At 68.6% G+C, this 15,982-nt stretch carries 17 protein-coding genes; 11 read left to right on the top strand and 6 right to left on the bottom strand.

Annotated elements, in window-relative coordinates; all coding sequences use genetic code 11:
* The first annotated feature begins 18 nt into the window (after nt 1-18).
* From DZF91_RS09165 to DZF91_RS09155, 3 genes are all read left to right on the top strand, one after another.
* On the top strand, nt 19-432 hold the full coding sequence (locus tag DZF91_RS09165; protein ID WP_117357043.1) for a VOC family protein: 414 nt from the start codon (nt 19-21) through the stop codon (nt 430-432).
* A 6-nt stretch (nt 433-438) separates the two neighbouring features.
* The gene (locus DZF91_RS09160; RefSeq protein ID WP_117357042.1) at nt 439-795 is read left to right on the top strand and encodes a YdeI/OmpD-associated family protein; all 357 of its coding nucleotides are present in this window, start codon (nt 439-441) and stop codon (nt 793-795) included.
* 437 nt (nt 796-1,232) lie between these two features.
* Nucleotides 1,233-1,601 carry an ASCH domain-containing protein gene (locus DZF91_RS09155; protein ID WP_117357060.1) on the top strand — a complete coding sequence of 123 codons (369 nt, stop codon included), beginning with the start codon at nt 1,233-1,235 and terminating at the stop codon, nt 1,599-1,601.
* 650 nt (nt 1,602-2,251) lie between these two features.
* Here the strand turns inward: DZF91_RS09155 and DZF91_RS09150 are convergent.
* Both DZF91_RS09150 and DZF91_RS09145 read right to left on the bottom strand, forming a co-directional pair.
* Nucleotides 2,252-2,470, bottom strand: coding sequence for a hypothetical protein (locus DZF91_RS09150; protein ID WP_117357041.1), 219 nt, complete (start codon nt 2,468-2,470; stop codon nt 2,252-2,254).
* 49 nt (nt 2,471-2,519) lie between these two features.
* Entirely contained in the window at nt 2,520-3,821 is a 1,302-nt protein-coding gene (locus DZF91_RS09145) for a hypothetical protein (RefSeq protein WP_117357040.1), read from the bottom strand.
* Nucleotides 3,822-3,978: 157 nt separating this feature from the next.
* Between DZF91_RS09145 and DZF91_RS09140 the strand changes: the two genes are divergently transcribed.
* Together DZF91_RS09140 and DZF91_RS09135 are read left to right on the top strand one after the other, a co-directional pair.
* On the top strand, nt 3,979-4,194 hold the full coding sequence (locus DZF91_RS09140) for a hypothetical protein (protein ID WP_117357039.1): 216 nt from the start codon (nt 3,979-3,981) through the stop codon (nt 4,192-4,194).
* A 69-nt stretch (nt 4,195-4,263) separates the two neighbouring features.
* Nucleotides 4,264-5,829, top strand: a complete 1,566-nt coding sequence (locus DZF91_RS09135; RefSeq protein ID WP_117357038.1) for an asparagine synthase — start codon at nt 4,264-4,266, stop codon at nt 5,827-5,829.
* Here the strand turns inward: DZF91_RS09135 and DZF91_RS09130 are convergent.
* A complete protein-coding gene (locus tag DZF91_RS09130) occupies nt 5,795-6,334 on the bottom strand; it encodes a GNAT family N-acetyltransferase (protein WP_117357037.1) in 540 nt (179 codons plus the stop codon). The two genes, DZF91_RS09135 and DZF91_RS09130, sit on opposite strands and share 35 nt — an antisense overlap.
* Nucleotides 6,335-6,954: 620 nt before the next feature.
* Between DZF91_RS09130 and DZF91_RS09125 the strand changes: the two genes are divergently transcribed.
* Complete coding sequence (locus DZF91_RS09125; protein WP_147341070.1) at nt 6,955-7,539, top strand: hypothetical protein; 585 nt, start codon at nt 6,955-6,957, stop codon at nt 7,537-7,539.
* Nucleotides 7,540-8,692: 1,153 nt separating this feature from the next.
* On the opposite strand, the gene DZF91_RS09120 is transcribed toward DZF91_RS09125, so the two are convergent.
* Nucleotides 8,693-9,328 carry a 2'-5' RNA ligase family protein gene (locus DZF91_RS09120; RefSeq protein ID WP_147341069.1) on the bottom strand — a complete coding sequence of 212 codons (636 nt, stop codon included), beginning with the start codon at nt 9,326-9,328 and terminating at the stop codon, nt 8,693-8,695.
* Between the two features lie 125 nt (nt 9,329-9,453).
* Complete coding sequence (locus tag DZF91_RS09115) at nt 9,454-10,554, bottom strand: transcriptional regulator (protein WP_235834181.1); 1,101 nt, start codon at nt 10,552-10,554, stop codon at nt 9,454-9,456.
* A 734-nt stretch (nt 10,555-11,288) separates the two neighbouring features.
* Here DZF91_RS09115 and DZF91_RS09110 point away from each other — a divergent pair.
* Genes DZF91_RS09110 through DZF91_RS09090 form a run of 5 tightly spaced genes read left to right on the top strand, consistent with a single transcriptional unit; the run spans nt 11,289 to nt 14,441 of the window.
* Nucleotides 11,289-11,741, top strand: a complete 453-nt coding sequence (locus DZF91_RS09110; protein ID WP_117357033.1) for a hypothetical protein — start codon at nt 11,289-11,291, stop codon at nt 11,739-11,741.
* Nucleotides 11,738-12,097, top strand: coding sequence for a hypothetical protein (locus tag DZF91_RS09105; protein ID WP_147341068.1), 360 nt, complete (start codon nt 11,738-11,740; stop codon nt 12,095-12,097). Before DZF91_RS09110 ends, DZF91_RS09105 begins: the two co-directional genes overlap by 4 nt.
* Complete coding sequence (locus DZF91_RS09100; RefSeq protein WP_117357031.1) at nt 12,094-12,408, top strand: hypothetical protein; 315 nt, start codon at nt 12,094-12,096, stop codon at nt 12,406-12,408. Before DZF91_RS09105 ends, DZF91_RS09100 begins: the two co-directional genes overlap by 4 nt.
* The gene (locus tag DZF91_RS09095; RefSeq protein ID WP_117357030.1) at nt 12,409-13,290 is read left to right on the top strand and encodes a radical SAM/SPASM domain-containing protein; all 882 of its coding nucleotides are present in this window, start codon (nt 12,409-12,411) and stop codon (nt 13,288-13,290) included.
* An 11-nt stretch (nt 13,291-13,301) separates the two neighbouring features.
* Nucleotides 13,302-14,441, top strand: a complete 1,140-nt coding sequence (locus tag DZF91_RS09090) for a methyltransferase domain-containing protein (protein ID WP_117357029.1) — start codon at nt 13,302-13,304, stop codon at nt 14,439-14,441.
* A 56-nt stretch (nt 14,442-14,497) separates the two neighbouring features.
* Here DZF91_RS09090 and DZF91_RS09085 read toward each other — a convergent pair.
* Nucleotides 14,498-15,982: alkaline phosphatase D family protein (locus DZF91_RS09085; protein ID WP_117357028.1), on the bottom strand; the 1,485-nt coding region annotated here is incomplete at its 5' end.

Raw genomic sequence — 15,982 nt, 5'->3', positions numbered from 1 at the left:
AACGGAAGGCAGAGGAACATGCTTCGCGGACTCACCGCCATCAGCTTCTACGCCAAGGACGTCGCCGCCGCCCGGGACTGGTACGCCGAGTTCCTCGGCATGGACGCCTACTTCCAGCGGCCCGAGCAGGGCGACCCCGCCTACGTCGAGTTCCGCGTCGGCGACTACCAGCACGAACTGGGGATCATCGACGCGCGGTACGCCCCGCCCGGCCTGGGCGACGAGGACGGCGGCGCGATCGCCTACTGGGCCGTGGACGACCTGGAGAGGACCTGGGATCGGCTGCTGGAGATGGGAGCCGTCCCGTTCGAGAAGCCGACCGAGCGCGGCCCCGGTTTCGTCACGGCCTCGGTGCGTGACCCGTTCGGCAACATCCTCGGAATCATGACCAACCAGCACTACATGGACGTCCTCGCGGGCCGGAAGGGCTGACCCTTGATGACCGAGAACGCACTCGTCCTCGCCGACGTCGCAGCCTGGCGGGCGTGGCTGGCCGAGCACCACGACACCGCCCGCGACGTCTGGCTGATGATCGCCAAGAAGAACAGCCGCGCGGCGACCGTGACGCTGGACGAGGCCTTGGACGAGGCGCTGTGCCACGGCTGGATCGACAGCCACCGCCGCGCCTACGACGGCGACTACTACCTGCAGCGCTACTCGCCGCGCACCCGCCGGAGCCCGTGGTCCCGAATCAACGTCGCGAAGGCGGAAGCCCTGACGTCCGCCGGACGAATGCGCCCAGCAGGCCGTGCGGCCGTCGAGTCCGCCAAAACCGACGGCCGCTGGCCCACCTAACGTGCGCCTTTCCGGCAGCGCCTCGATCGGATCTCCACGATCGGAGCCCAGAGGCGGGGGAGCGGCAACTGCCAGTGTGGAAGCATGACTCCTCTGCCAGGGGCGCTAGTAGCCCCTACTCCCCGAGTGACCGAGGCGGAGTTGATCAGTGGATTTCAGCGACACGCCGGGCTCCACAGCACTACCGACGGCTTGCTGAAGAACCCGCTTCCGGCGGAGACACCTTCCACTCCTGTAGCTGCGGCTTTACCCTGGGGTCCTCATCGCCCCTACGAGGGTTCGCAACGTGCAGGTCCCGGTGCTGCAGCTGCACGGCCAGGGCCCGCATCGTCCCTACGAGGGTTCGCAACAACTCAGCGTCTCCGATGGTCTCGGCCGGGATAATGGTCCTCCTCGTCCAATACCGCTCCTACATCACCGCCGAATTGGAGAGGACTATGGTCGGCCGTCCCCCCGCCGAGTCCCAGGCCCACGAGATGAACCTCTACCGCCGCTACTTCGACCTCGTCGCTGCCGGGGCGAAGACGATCGAGGTCCGCGTTGAGTACCCAAACCTGCGCAACCTCAAGGCTGGCGATCACATTCGCTTTGTCTGCGGCGGCGACGCCGCACTCACTCGCGTCAAGCGCATCTCTCGCTACAACAGCTTCGAGAACATGCTCGACACCGAAGGCCCCGAGCACGTCAACCCCACCAGCCCCCGCGACCAGCAACTGGCTGACATCCGCCGCATCTACGGCCCCGACAAGGAAGCCCTCGGCGTGCTAGCCATCGAGATTGAACTCGTCCCCGGTCCGACGTCCTGACCAGGAGACTTGCGCCGCCGGGCCTCAACGTGGCCTAGATGACACAACGGGCGTCTCCGGTGAACCCCACCACTCCCAACTTGAGGCGGGCGAGCGGAAACTCCCAGTGAGGGAGCGTGTTCATCACCCGGAGGGCGCGTGTAGCCCCATCACTCACCCGAGCGAGCGAAGCGGAGTTGATCAGCGGATTTCAGCAACACGCCGGGCTCGACAGCACTACCGACGGCTTACTGAAAAAGCCGCTTCCGGCGGAGACACCTTCCGCTCCTGTAACTGCGGCTTTACCCTGGGATCCTCATCGCCCCTACGAGGGTTCGCAACTAGAAGCCGTTCGACCGCTGTCCGCCAGCCTTCGCCTATCCTCATCGCCCCTACGAGGGTTCACAACACCTGGATGCTCTCCCGCGGCTGCGTGTCGGTCGCGTCCTCATCGCCCCTACGAGGGTTCGCAGCGATGAGGGGGCCGTCATGCTGGGTGCAGGGCGCATGACCTTCGACCAGGCCACGCAGACCGCACGATCAGGCTTGTCCCGCTCGCCGGGGCGTTTGTCCGGCTCGCGATCGGGCTGGAGGGGCGGTGGAGGTGACGCTGGCCCGTACGCCAACGAGGCCGGTACCACCGGGTGTCGGCCTCGCGTTCCTTGCTCGCTTCAGATCTTCTCTAGCGTCCCTGTGAGCAGCTTCGATACCGCCTCAAGACCGCTCTTTGCGTCCCTCATGACGTGCACGACTCCGGGGCCGTCGCCCTGTTGGCAGGCATACAGCCATGTGCCCCGCCAGCAGCCGGCTGCGGCTCGGACGCCCACGACGTCGATCTGAGCGTCCAGGTCGCCGGTACGGAAGAACTCCTCGAACGTCGGGGTCTCCATGAGCTCAGCTTGCCATCCCGCGCACCGGGCGAGGTGTGCTTCGGCGCTATTAGCGGTGCGATATCAGCTCCCAGAGTTCCTGTGCCGCGGGCAGGTCACGAGCTCCTTCCGGGAGAGCGCGGACGACCTGAGCGGCGGGCAGTGCAACTCGGTCGATCCTGCATTCGGCGGGCAGGCCGGTCAGCAGCGAGAGGGCCTGACGGCTGACCTCGACGGGATCCTGCTGGGCGTGTGCGGCCAGGCGGTACAGGTCGAGCTGGGCAGCGTTGTAGAGGTGGGTCTCGGTGCCGTAGTACCGGCGCGCTGCTTGCCAGGGCTCCTCGACTCGGTCCGCCGACCCGCTGAGGCCGAGCACGAGCACTTGGTCGAACCTCAGGAGTTCTTCTCGTGTTCCAGCCGGGTCGCTGGCGGGGATCGTCTCGAACACACGCTCAGCGTGGCGCATCATGGTCTGCGCATCGCGGTGGCGGCTCTGGAACGCGAGGACTTCGGCCTCGACGGCCGTTGCGTACAGCAGGGTTGCGGTCGGTCGCCGTCCGGCGAGGCGCCGGGCTTGTGCGGCGAGACCGAGGAGCTCGCGCGGATCTTCGTCCGGTCCTGTGACGCGGCTGGTGACTTCCCAGGATCGAGTGTAGGAAGCAAGGAGGCGGTCTCCGGAGGCGTCGGCCAACGACCTGGCCGTGATCCACCACCGTCCAGCCATGCGACGGTCGCCGAGCTGGAGAACGGTCCCGGCGATCAGACGGGCCAGGCGCGCGGAAGTGTGCGCCAGGTCGCGCTTGACCACGTCCGGTTGCGGCTTGGCGAGGTGCGGGGCCATCTCCGCCCAGTCGCGGGCCAGGCCCGCGAGCACCAGTGCCGGCGGGTTCCGGACATATCCCTGAGCGTGGATGGCGTAGGCGCCGGCCCAGTCGTCGAGCATGGCGCGGGACACCGTCGAGCCGGTGACCTTCGGCTGGCTGGCCTGCCACGCCTCACTGAGGACCGCGAGTGCGGGCGCGGCAGCTGTACCGGCCACCAGGGCGGTGGTGTGCTGGAGAAGCTCTCGCCGTCTCACGTCGTCCTCGTCACCGTCAGACTGTGCTTCCACGGTACGCGGCGAAGGCAGGATCAAGGTGCTGTCGGGCAGGCCGTACACCAGCGCATAGACGTCAGCCCATACCGTGGGGACGACTTGACCCCGCTCGTGCCGGGTGACCTGCCGGGCGAGGCTTTTGACCTTCGTAGGAGGAGGGTTCTGGACGCCGCAGGCGGCGAACAGGCGGCGGGCCGTTTCAAACAGACCCCAGCCGTGGGCCTCGCGGAGGGTCCGCAGCCGGATCGCCCAGGTCGGAAGTGCCCTGTCGGCCATACCGCCTCCTCCAAGAGCCCGTATCCCGGCCGCCTGGCGACATGCAGCGTGTCACCGCGCATGTCGCCATTGTCGCCTAGTAGTGCGGAAATCCCAGAGTTTGACTGAGGCCAACACCGGCTGAGGGTTGTGGCCCTCACGAGCGGAGGAGTGGCCCGTGACCACGATGAAGACCGTGATGTCGGAGCGGAGTAGCGCTCCCGTGGCGCGCCTGGCTCCGTTTACCGCCCCGGACGAACCGGCGGTCGCCGTCGACGACCTGTTCGACGGTGACCTGGAACTCATCGTCCAGGGCCCGGAGATCCGCAACGACTACAAGAAGATCGCTGGCAGCAGCGACGCCGCAAAGACCTACGACACCACCGCCACCTGATTCCCATTCGCCAGCCGGAGCCCGGCCGCCCGACCGGGCTCCGGCGGCTCACAGCGAGAGGAGACGGCCGTGCTGAAGCTGAGGATCGACCCGAACGCCGTGGCCTGGAGGTGGAACGGCACCGCGTACGTGACACCAGGCGGCAGGAGCGAACTGGCACCGTTCACTCATCCGCTGGTGGAGCAGGTCGCCGCGACCGACGGAACCCGGACCGCGATCATCGTCCGGGAACGCGCGCCTGGCGGCGCGACCGTGTCAAGGGACCTGGTCGCGGTCACTGCGGACGAGCTCGACTACATCACCGACCAGGCGCGGCGGTGGCCGCTCGACTACGTCTTGATCGAGACCGCGCCCCACCGGCCGGTCCGGCTCACCGCCGGCGCTGTCCGTAGTACCCCTCTGTTCCTGGCTCACCAGGACGGGATCCTGCACGGCTCGTGGGACATGGCCGATCTGCAGCCCTACGCGGGAGGTCTCCACCCCAAAGAGGTCACGCGGATGCTGGTGTACCGGCCGAGGTACAGCACCGATACCGCGTTCGCGGGGATTCGCCGGCTGACCGAGCGCGCGACGGCGACGTTCGGCGGAGACCTGGTCATCCGGTACCCCGAGCCGGTTCTACACGCCGCTCCCCGCGCCCTGGCCGTCGGTGCGGACGTCCTCGCCGCTTTCACCGCCGCGATCGACATGGCGTTGGACGCGCGCCCCCTGGACCCGGACGCGACGCTGTGCCACCTGACAGGCGGCCTGGACTCCGGGTCGATCGGCATCCGCGCCGCCCGGCGCTGGCCCGGTCGCATCAACACCGCCACCCTCGTCATCATCGGAGCTGGCCGCAACCAGCAGATCCGCCGCCGCGCCGAGATCCGAGACAAGGTTCCGTTCGGGCCACATGACCTGTGCCTGGACACCCGAGACCTGCCGATGTTCGCGCCAGGCTGCGCTCGCGTCCGTGGGGAGCTGGTCAGCCCGTATGACGAACCCCTTCATCAGCATTTCGTCGCGCTCAACCGACAGATCGCCGGCCTCGGCGCGCACACGGTCGTCACTGGGCTCGGAGGCGACGAGATGGTCGCCGTCGGGTCAGCTGAGTCCGCCCAGGCCGCCCGGGACAAGCGAGAGGACTTCGACCTGCCGTGGCTCGGGCCGAGGGCGCGCGCAGGGATCGAGTACGGCGACGACGGCATCGCTCCGCCCGCCATGGCCGGCGGGATCACGCTTCTGGCCGCCGAGTGCGTCGCGCCGCCGCTGCTCCAGACCGGGCTGTGGCCTGTCCACCCATTCGCGCACCAAGCCCTGGTCGAGCTCGGCGATCGGTTGCCGTTCTACTGGCGAGAGCTCAAGCAGCTTCAGCGCCGTCACCTGGCGACGTTCGGCCTGTCGGAAGACGCGTGCAACCCGAAGGCGCGCGAGTCGTTCGCCGAGCTGGTCGAGGAGTCACTGATGCTGCACGGGATTCCGCTGCTGCGCCGGATCCTGGACGAGGGGTCGCCGCTGATCGAGGACGGGTTCCTCGACCCTGACGGGCTCAAAGGCATGGTCGCCGCACTGGAGAGCGAGACCTACCGGGAGGACACGCACTCCAAGCTGGTGGAGGTCATCACCTTGGACGCGGCAGCTCGGGCGTTTCTCTGAGGCGATCAGACAGCTCAAGTCGCTCAGAGCGGCGGGCCATCATCCACAAGTGAGCGCTGGTGCGTTGCTCCTCGCGCACCAGCGCGAACCCTTGCGTCAGGTTGTAGCGGGCGACCGCCTCCACCTGGCAGTGGCGCCGCACCCAAGGGATCCCGAGCCGCGCCGCCCGATCGACCGCCCACAGCGCCATCGTCTCGCCGAGCCGGCCCTGCATCTCGGGTCGGGTGATGGACCCGGAGAGGTACAGGGCCGGTTCTTCGCGTTCAGCGTCGCTCCAACCCCATGGCGGACCTACGTCTTGGACGAGCATCTGCCCGACCACGCCCGCCTGGTCGTCGACAAGGACCCACACGTCTCCGTCTGCGTTGTCGCACTGGGCCACCAGGTGCTCCAGCGCTGGACGCCAGCTCTCGAAGCCGCGGGCTTCCTGCCACGCGCAGCGGGCCTCGATAAGGGATCTGACCTGGGGCTTGTCGCTGCTGGTCGCAGGTCGCATCTCCATCACGCCCCCATTCTGCGCCGAGCCCCCGAGTCCTGACAGTGGATCTGGCGTCAGTGATCGTCACGGTCTTCGGCAATAGCCCTCCTTTCGTGCCATCAGAGTGGTGGCGTGCAGCCACTCGGCGCCTCGTCGGCGGGTGATGCGCGGCTACTCCTGGTGCCGTCCGTGGGCGTCCGTCACGTGATGGCGGGGCGTGATGTCGCCTGTCTTGAGGACGTCGGCCAGTGCTGCGGCGAATGTCTCCAGTGCTTCGGCACGTCCCATCGTGGTTTGACTCGTGTCCGCTGGCAACGTTTCTCGATGATTTCCGGGAACGCCCGCGTGCGCCGCCGTTCGGTGTCGGTGATTTTGAGGAACGCGCTCAAGAGCGGGGGTCCGTGCTTCTGGAGATCACCGGGATCTTCCTTGGCATGGCGGCGGCACGGAGGACAGGCTCGGCGGAGCGAGCGAGGATGCAACGGCCGGCGCGTCGGCGGTCGTCGTAGGCATAGACCCGCCAGCGAGAAGCTGAGTGCGGACACTAGCGGTAACTGGGCTGCTCTTCGTTTCGCTTCAATGGCGGGGCGGGATTGCCTCGGGCGAGGGCCCGCATGTTCCGGGTCGTTCCGACGATGGGGAGAGTGATGGGCGAGTGGGCCGCCCCGCAGGAGTTGATCGCGGGTACCGACTGGGCTCGGCTGGAGGTCTTCTTCGGCCCCGGTGAGGGGGCCGGTGTCCGGCCGGTCGAGGAGCTGCTGACCGTTTTGGCGCTAGGTGCGCCTGCCCAGCAGGCGCGCGCGGTGCACGAGCTGGGTGAGGTGATCAACCACCAGTGCTCGGTCATCGAGGCGACTGCTCCGGCGATCCTGGTGGTGGCGGCGCTGCTTCGCCAGCCGGCCACCGCGGGTGTGGTGCTGCCCGCAGAGCTCTACCGTGACCCGCCGCCGCTGCCGTTGCGAGCCGAGCTGCTGGAGCTGATCGGCAGTGTGGTCGTTGATGTCGGCCAGGCCGCCGACGAAAGCGCCCGCCGCTTCGGCTTCCCGCCTTCGCCCGCCCAACTCGCCGCTCGACCCGCCCGGCGCTGTTCGCGGTCGTGCGGGACCTGCTGGATGATCACGATCTCGACATCCGGCACGCCGCCGCCCGCGCCATCACGCCGCTGCTGGAGGACCCTGAACTCACCCACACGGTCCCGTTCTGCGGCCCCGGGTGGAGGTGATCGTAGCTGACCTGCTGCGGCACCGGCCGCGGGGCTGGCCCCGCCTGGTCATCCCTGCTGGTATCCCGGCCAGCTCCCGTTTCTGCGAACCCCCACCCTGGTAAACCCGCCACGGTCGAATACGGAGAAGGGGGCGGGACGCGCCGTCGCCGCCAGTCCGGAGCTGTACGTCCAAGGCTTTGACGTGGTTCGAATGAAGCGCTCAGCATCTTCACGGTCCGACCACCGCTTGTCGCCCGCCGCCACACAAGCTCGGCTCATCCCAGGCGGGCCGGGCGCGGAGGACGAGGCGTGGCTCGCACCATTGCTCGATCTCATCGATAGCCCATGAGGTATCCGACTGCCGACGTCGCTCGAATCGGTCAACATCCGTTCCGGCATCTTGCGGACACACTCACCCATCGGGATGGCGGACTCGCCTGCGCCGTCCTCGCGGCGGCACAGCCATGTCTGACCGTCGTCGTCCGTTAGAACGATGACCTTCGTTCCGGCGAGGTGGAAGGTGGCGTCTTTATGTCCACCCGCCTTCAAAACCTCTTCCATGCGGCCCATACGCTGACCTCCCGCACCAAGCCCTTGTAACCTCACCACCTCCCACCCGCCCCAGCGAGACCCGAGGTTGACCTCCAGGATTTCAGCGACACGCCGGGCTCCACAGCACTACCGCCGGCTTGCTGAAGAATCCGCCTCTGCCGGAGGTTCCTTCCGTCCGTGCAGCTGCGGCTTTACCCTGGGGTTCTCATCGCCCCTACGAGGGTTCGCAACCTGGCGTCGCGGAACGCGAGCGGGAAGGTCTCCTCGTTCTCATCGCCCCTACGAGGGTTCGCAACCGCATCGGCTCGCCCCCGGGGTACATGCCCCCGCCCGGTCCTCATCGCCCCTACGAGGGTTCGCAACCGGTGCCTCCGGAGCTGCTGCGGGTGGGATCGTTGTCCCCATCGTCCCGAGGATTTGCGGCAGGGTGCGCAGGTCCTATGAGAAGGGACGGGAGGGCCTCATGGCTGCTGACACATGCACGTCAGTGGAAGGGTTGCGTCTTCGCCGTCGGAGCTGACGACGTAAGTCGCGCTCATGAGGGTGTCCTGCACGTCTCGACTACCGCTGAAAGCCAAGAGGCCGCGCCGGAGTCGGTCGTCCCACCGAACTCGTCCCATCGGGGCAGGTCAGGGGCGACGCTGCGAGCTCAGGAGGATCTCGGCCAGCGGGGTCCAGTGGTACAGATGGCCGGTTCGCTCCTGACTGACCAGGTTGATCGAGCGAACGGTGAACGGACACTGGGGAGGTGGCTCGGCCAAGGCGCGGAGGACGGGCGCGGCCGGACCGGACGAGTTGCTGTAAGCGACTGAGACGTGCGGCGTCCATTCCGGCTCATCAGCGAGCTGATGGTTGGTGATCGCCCCAGCGACCGCAGCGCGTATCGCTCGTCGCACGGGATCGAAAGCGCGGCCTGGCCGGACGCCAAGCATCACGGCCTCGCTGTGGAACCACAGTCGGCCGAGCTCCACACTGATCGGAAAAACTCCCTTCAGGTGAGCTTCGGCTGCGGCGATCATTGCGGTCACCTCAAGCTCGGGGATCTCGTCGGCGAACCCCACGATCTGTGTAGTCATGTGCAGCCATGTCTCAGGCACCAGGTCAAGCCCGTGGATGTTCGCGAGCCGGCCCTGGCACTGGGCCACCAGCGCGCGGGCGTCGGGCTTGTCTTCTAGGAGGATGTGCCAGACCAGCAGCCGACGACCGGGGCGAACGCCCGGACGCCACCACCAGTGATCAGTCATCCGTTCCGGCAGCGGACTCAAGGTCCCTCCGAGGTGCTGATGGCCTTGTGCTCCGGTGACACGCTCTGGAAGAGGTGGATGCGTTTGGTGCGTTCGGGATCACGCGTCAGCGCGTGAGCGAGCGCTGCGCCTACATACACCTGCGCTCATGGCTCTGGCGCAGAGCGCAGAAGCTCCGCGACCGGCGGGGATGACTCGAACGGCCGAAGGTGCTGTAGGACGACTTGGGTGCGCACTGCGGTTCGGTCGCTGGCGACGTCGGCTGACAGTGCCAGCATCCTGCTGGCGACGGTTGCTGCCTCCTCTGGCTCGTTGGCGTCCGCCAGTGCGACCGCTAGCCACGACAGGTACAGCGCTAGTTCGCGCGCATGGGTCGCGTCATACCTGCCGAGGACTTCCGCCAGTAGAGGGACGGCGCGCAGCGGGCGATGCAGTTCCGTGAAAGCGCGCGCTTCCATGATCTGCAGCTCGCCTGCATCTACCCAGTAGAGGTAGCCGGGATCGTCCTCAGCATGCCCAGCCTCCGCAAGGGCTGCGCTGGCCTCAGCGAGGGCTTTGATGGTGGCGGGAGCGTCCTGGGTCCGTGCGGTCGTCCATGCGATTCGGTCCCACACAAGCGCGCGGGCGCGTGCCGGAGCGTCTGGGGCCAGCGCGTCTCGGGACGCATGGGCGAGTTTGACACTCTCGGTGGGGTCGCCGACGTTGGCGACCTGGTAGGCGAGCGACCCCAGGAGGTTGCTCTCCAGCGTGTGGTCACCGGCCGCGCGGGCGGCGTCGATCCCGAGCCGGTAGATGGCCTCGGCGCGGACATGTTGGCCGGCGTCGCTGGCGATCCATCCAGCGATCTGGGCATGCTCGCCGATGAGTGTGAGGAGGGCTCGACCAGTTCGTTCGTCGTGGCTCGAGTGACGGTAGATGCGCTGAGCGTTCTCCAACTCGCGCACCGCAGGAACGAGGAGATCCCGCCCGGCGAGTACGTCGTCGGCGAGTCGGAGGCCGTGGACGCGCGCGGCGAGGTCGGCGACGATTCCGGCTCCGATGCGCCGTCCGGAGACCTCGGCAAGCCGCGCCCTTAGTTCTTCCCCGGCAAGTGGAGCGATCCCGGGCAACTCGTAGGCCCGCGGGGTGGGCGGCGTTCCGAGCGGGCCACCGAACAGCGTGTCCTCGGCTTGGCCGGTCGCATCGGCGTACAGACGCCGGTAGCGGGCGCCCGGGACATGCTTTCCGGCCTCCCATTCTTTGATCATGTGCGAGAGGGCCGGAACATGCGGCAGACCAGGTAGGTCGCGTGGGTCGGCGGCGGCTCGGAGTCGTCGTGCCATCTCGGGTCGTGACCAGAATGGCGGGGCTTCCCTGGCGGCGCGCAGTCGTGCGCCCAAAGCTCGCTTTTCGGCGGACATGTTGCGATGCACCTCTCGCCGGGTGGGAAGAGGCGGGTGCCTCCACCCCTGATAGCCCCCATTCTCCCCGTTCCGCTGTCTCCTGTGCGGGGCTTCACTGGAGGAGCGGGTGCGAATTAATCACGGAGATTTCCTCGGGTGGTCAGGCACGTGGAATTCGAAGGAGGGAATGCGCGCCCGTGCGACCCGGCCAGGGCAGTCGGCTGTAGACGAGGGCTAGTTCCTCGGCTGCGTCCTCCAACTGGCTGTGGCTCGCGCTGATGCGCCGTCCCCTGGCATCACGTCCAGTGGCCAGCGCTCCGACGTGGAAAAGGAGCGGCCCCGGCCCGCTGCGGGAACAGCGGGGTGTTCCGGGGCCTTGATCGGACACAGGAGGTCCGACCCGTGGCAGATTCTAGGGGTAATCCGGACGTTTATGGGCTGATTGATCAGCCGTGTGCAGAAGTGGATCTCCTGAGTAGGGAGTTCTCTGCCGGTTCGGCCCGGTATTTCGCCGCGCCCTCCAGCTCGAAGATGGGCGCCCTGCTGGGCCCGAGGCTGATCGCGCGGGCTGTCTGGGCGGTCGTGTCATGAGTCTCGTTGTGGAGATCGATCCGGATCTTCTGCTTGCTGCGCTGCACCGGCAGTTCCCTGGGGTGCCGACATGGCGTGGGGAGTTCACCGGGACGTGGTGGGCGCTGCTCGGTGACCGCCTGGTCGAGGCCCCGACGGCTCGGGAGCTCGCTGACCGCATCCGGCACGTCGTTCAGCCGCCGTGGCCGCCGCGTCGGCCGCCGATGACCGTCCGTCCGATCCAGGAGGACGCTCCGCCCCCTCCGCTCGTCACCGTGACGGCCCGGCGTCTGGCGGCGGACGTGCCCTTGGCCCCTCCGCCGACGGTGATGGCCGGCTTCAGGGAGGCGCGGCGCCTCGATGGGCGTCCCGCGCAGCAGCCTGTTCGGCAGCGGGCTCGGGCGTTGGTGCTGGTTGGGGCCACTGCGGTTCTTGTCGGCGCGGTCGTGGCGTGGGATGTGGTGAGCGTTCTGTGCGGATGACTCGGACGCCCTCCCGCGAGCGCTACCTGAATGAGCTCGCCGAACTACTCACCGCGGCCGGGTGGACGGTCACCCCTCGGTACGAGCTGTCCCCACCGTTGGTGCGGGTGACGCATCCCGCCTTGGAGCGGACCGGTCTTTCGGTGCACGTCGAACCGCTGCTTTGCGGGGACGATGAGGTCGCCTGGTTCTGCGACTCCTCCGGCCGTTATCTCGGCACCCGTTTCCAGCTGCCGCAGGTGCTCGCTGCCGTGCACGACGTCCTGGGACCGCTCGTCGCTGAGGCCGGTTGGCCCGTCCCGTCCGACGAGCCGCAGGCCCGCCCTCGGCCCCGGCTCGGAAGGAAGCCGTGGTGAGCGACTTCGATGGTTCGGCCCGGCGCGCGCTGGTATCGCTGCAACCGCTGCTCTCGGTGCACCGATTCACCACCGAGTTGAGTGACGGCGGCTTGCGCGTCATGGTCCGTCCCCCCAAGACCGATCCGCTCGATGAGCCTGCGGACATCCTCGCCGAGGGGCTGATCACCTGCGTGCGCCGTCAGGACGACGGGGACCGCTGGTGGTGGTTCCTCGACGGCGCTCCGCTCGCCGAGATCGACCATCCATACGAGGCGATCACCGCGCTCAAAGGCGCGTTCGCCGTCCGACTCGATGCCAGAGGAGCGTGAATGACCGTCCCCGCCATCTCGCCGGCCACGTCCCGAAGCGAATGGGAGCGGCTGTGGTTGGAGCTCACGCGCCGCTGCCAACTGGCCTGCCGTCACTGCTACAACGCGTCCGGCCCCCATCGGCTCGCCGGGACGATGACGTCCGCCGACTGGCATCGCGTGATCGACCAGGCCGCTGACCTGGGCGTCCGTGAGCTTTGTGTCATCGGTGGTGAGCCGACCCTCTATCCGGGGCTGGCCACGCTGATCAACCGCGCGGTCGGGGCCGGGATCGGCGTCGAGGTGTACTCCAACCTCGTCCACATCAGCGACGACCTGTGGCGCGTCCTCGCCCAGGACGGCGTGCGGCTCGCGACGTCCTGGTACAGCGACGACCAGCAGCAGCACATCGCGATCACCGGACGTCCGACCTGGCGGCAGACCCGCGCCAACATCGACCGCGCCCTAGAGCTGGGCGTCCCGCTGCGGGTCGGCATCGTTCGGGTGCTGGACGGGCAGCGCATCGACCAAGCGCGCGCCCAACTCCGGCATATGGGTGTCGCAACCGTCTCGGTCGACCGGACTCGGCGGATTGGCCGGGCCGCCGAGGCGGGTGTCGGTCCGCTCGGCGAACTGTGCGGACGGTGCGGAGACGGACGGGCCGCCATCGGACCGGACGGCGAGGTCTGGCTGTGCACGATGGCCCGAACCATCTCTGCGGGCAACGTTCGCGCACGAGACCTGGCCGACGTCCTCTCCGGGCAGGCGTGGCGCGAGCTGCGCACGACGTTGCCACACAGGAACACCGACGCCGTCGAGTGCAAGCCGAACGGCGACAGCAACGATTGCGCGCCCGCCGAAAAGCAGTCCTGCGACCCGTCCTTCTGCAACCCTGACGACTGAAGGGGCGACCGATGCCGCACACCTGGGAAACGCACGCCCAAGACCTCGCCGCCCGCATCACTCATCCGGGTTCGCGCTGGTGGGGGCCGTTGTGCTCCACTCCCCGCCATCTGCTCGTCCCCCGCTGGTGGGAGGACGACGACGACCGCTGGACGCTGCGCGACGGCTCGGACGACCCCTCCGCATGGCTCCGGACGGTCTACAGCGACCGAACCCTGGTCACCAAGGTCGGCCCTCGCCATGCCGACCATGCCGCCCCCGACGACGCCACGACCGGACGTCCGACCTCGTCCTCCACGCTGCCCGGTCTCCTGCTGACGATGTACCGGCACGCCCACCTGTATCAGGGGGCCGACGTCCTGGACGTGGGCGTGGGATCGGGTTACGGCACCGCGCTCCTGTCCGCCGCGCTCGGCGGCGACACTCTCACCGCCATCGACGTCGATCCATACCTGGTCGAAGCCGCCGCCGACCGCCTTGGCCGTCTTGGCGTTCGTGCCCGGCTTGTCACGGGTGACGCGACCGAACCGCTGCCCGGCAGCTATGACCGCATCGTCTCCACTGTCGCCGTCCGGCCCATCCCGCCCTCCTGGCTCGAAGCGCTCCGGCCCGGCGGACGGCTTGTGACGACCCTGACCGGCATCAACGCGATCCTCACAGCGACCAAGACCGATGACGCGGCCCCGATGGTCGCCAAGGGGCGCATCGAATGGGACCGCGCCGGGTTCATGTCCACCCGCTCCGGCCCCGACTACCCGCCTGCCCCGACCACCGAGCCCCACGAGGACGACGCAGACGAGAGCATCGGCCGCTACCCGGTCGTCGAGGTCGACGAGTCCTGGGAGCTGCGCTCGATGCTCGAAATCGACCATCCCGGCATCACTCACCGCTTCGAGCACAGCGGCGACCGCCGAACCGCCTGGATGTCCCACCCGGACGGCTCGTGGGCGCGGGCCACGGCCATAGGGGACGCGCCGCCGCTCGTCCACCAAGCCAGCCCCCGCCGTCTCTGGGACGCGCTGGACGACATCCGCCACCGCTGGCTCACCGACGGCGAACTCGCGCTCTACGGCGCACGAGCCTGGGTCTCCGCCAGCGGCACGATCCACCTGGCGCGCGGCTCGTGGCGCGGTCGCATCGGCCCTGCATAAGCGATGACCCGCCCCCCGGGGCGGACGCAGCGCAGTCCGGGGGACGGGTCATAGACCTAGCGGACGGGCGTCAGCGGCTTCGTGAAGAGGGCCTTGCCGTTGAGGTCGCGCAGCGTGACGGTCAGCGTCTCGGACGCGGCGTCGATGGTGACCTGGCCGAAGAACTGGAAGCCCTCGGCCGGGGACGTGTTCGCGTGCGGCGGCGCCTGCTGGAACTTCAGCGTCGCGCCGAACGTCGAGTCCAGCGCGTTCGGCCCGAAGGCGCCGGCGTTCAGCGGCCCGGACACGAACTCCCAGAACGGGTCGAAGTCGGAGAACGCGGCCTTCGCCGGGTCGTAGTAGTGCGCGGCCGTGTAGTGGACGTCGGCGGTCAGCCACACCATGTTCCGGACGCGGTGCTTCTTCGCGTAGCTCAGCACCTCCGCGAACTCGCGCTCCCGTCCCAGCGGCCGGCCGTTGTCGCCCTGCGCCACACCCTCGATGTTCGGCTTGCCCTCGGTGCCGTCCGGGACGATCAGGCCGAGCGGCAGGTCGTTGGCGATGACCTTCCAGGTCGCGCGGGACGCGCGCAGCTCGCGCTTCAGCCATGCCACCTGCTCCGCGCCGAGCAGGCCGGGGCCGGACGTCTCGGTGCCGGGCGTGTTCGGGTTCTTGTACGTCCGCATGTCCAGCATGAACACGTCCAGCAGCGGCCCGTAGGAGACCTTGCGGAAGATCCGGCCGCCGACCTGCGCGCGGACGGTCGTCGGCGTGTATTCGAACATCGCGCGCCGGGCGCGGGCCGCCAGGACGTCCGCGCGCTTCTCGGTGTACCCCGGACGGTCGATGACCTCGCCCGGGTACCAGTTGTTCAGCACCTCGTGGTCGTCCCACTGGTAGAGCATCGGGACGCGCGCGTTGAAGGCGCGGAACGCGGTGTCCTCCAGGTTGTAGCGGAACTGCCCGCGGTACTCGGCGAGCGTCTCGGCGACCTTGGTCTTCTCGGGCGTCACCAGGTTGCGCCAGGTGCGGCCGTCCGGAAGCGCGACGGTCGGCGCCATCGGGCCGTCGGAGTACACCAGGTCGCCGCTGCACAGGAAGAAGTCCGGGTCCACCGCGGACATCGCGTCGAAGATCCGGTAGCCGCCCATTTCGGGGTTGATGCCCCAGCCCTGCCCGGCCAGGTCGCCCGACCACACGAACGAGAGGTCGGAGCGGCGGCGGGGCGCGGTGCGCAGGCGTCCGACGGCGGGCGCGGACGTCACGCCGTGCCGGTCCAGGTCCGCGAGGACGACGCGGTAGTGCAGTTCCTCGCCCGCCGGGAGGCCGCGCAGGAAGGTCTTGCCGGTCAGGTCGGTGTCGGGGGTGAGCACCGGGCCGCGGAACCGCTCCGCGCCGCGGAAGTCCGGCCGCCGGGACACCTCGACCAGCATCCGCGCCGGACGGTCCGACCGCGTCCAGACCACGGCCTCGCGCGCGGTCACGTCCCCGGCCTGGACGCCGTGGGTGACGCGGGCGCGGCCCGAGCGCAGCAGCGCGGGCGCGGTCCGGCCCGCCGGGAC

The organism is Actinomadura logoneensis (assembly GCF_003428695.1).
Taxonomy (GTDB): Bacteria; Actinomycetota; Actinomycetes; order Streptosporangiales; family Streptosporangiaceae; genus Spirillospora; species Spirillospora logoneensis.
The sequence above is the reverse complement of the archived record's forward strand: the minus strand, read 5'-3'. Positions and strand labels throughout refer to the sequence as shown.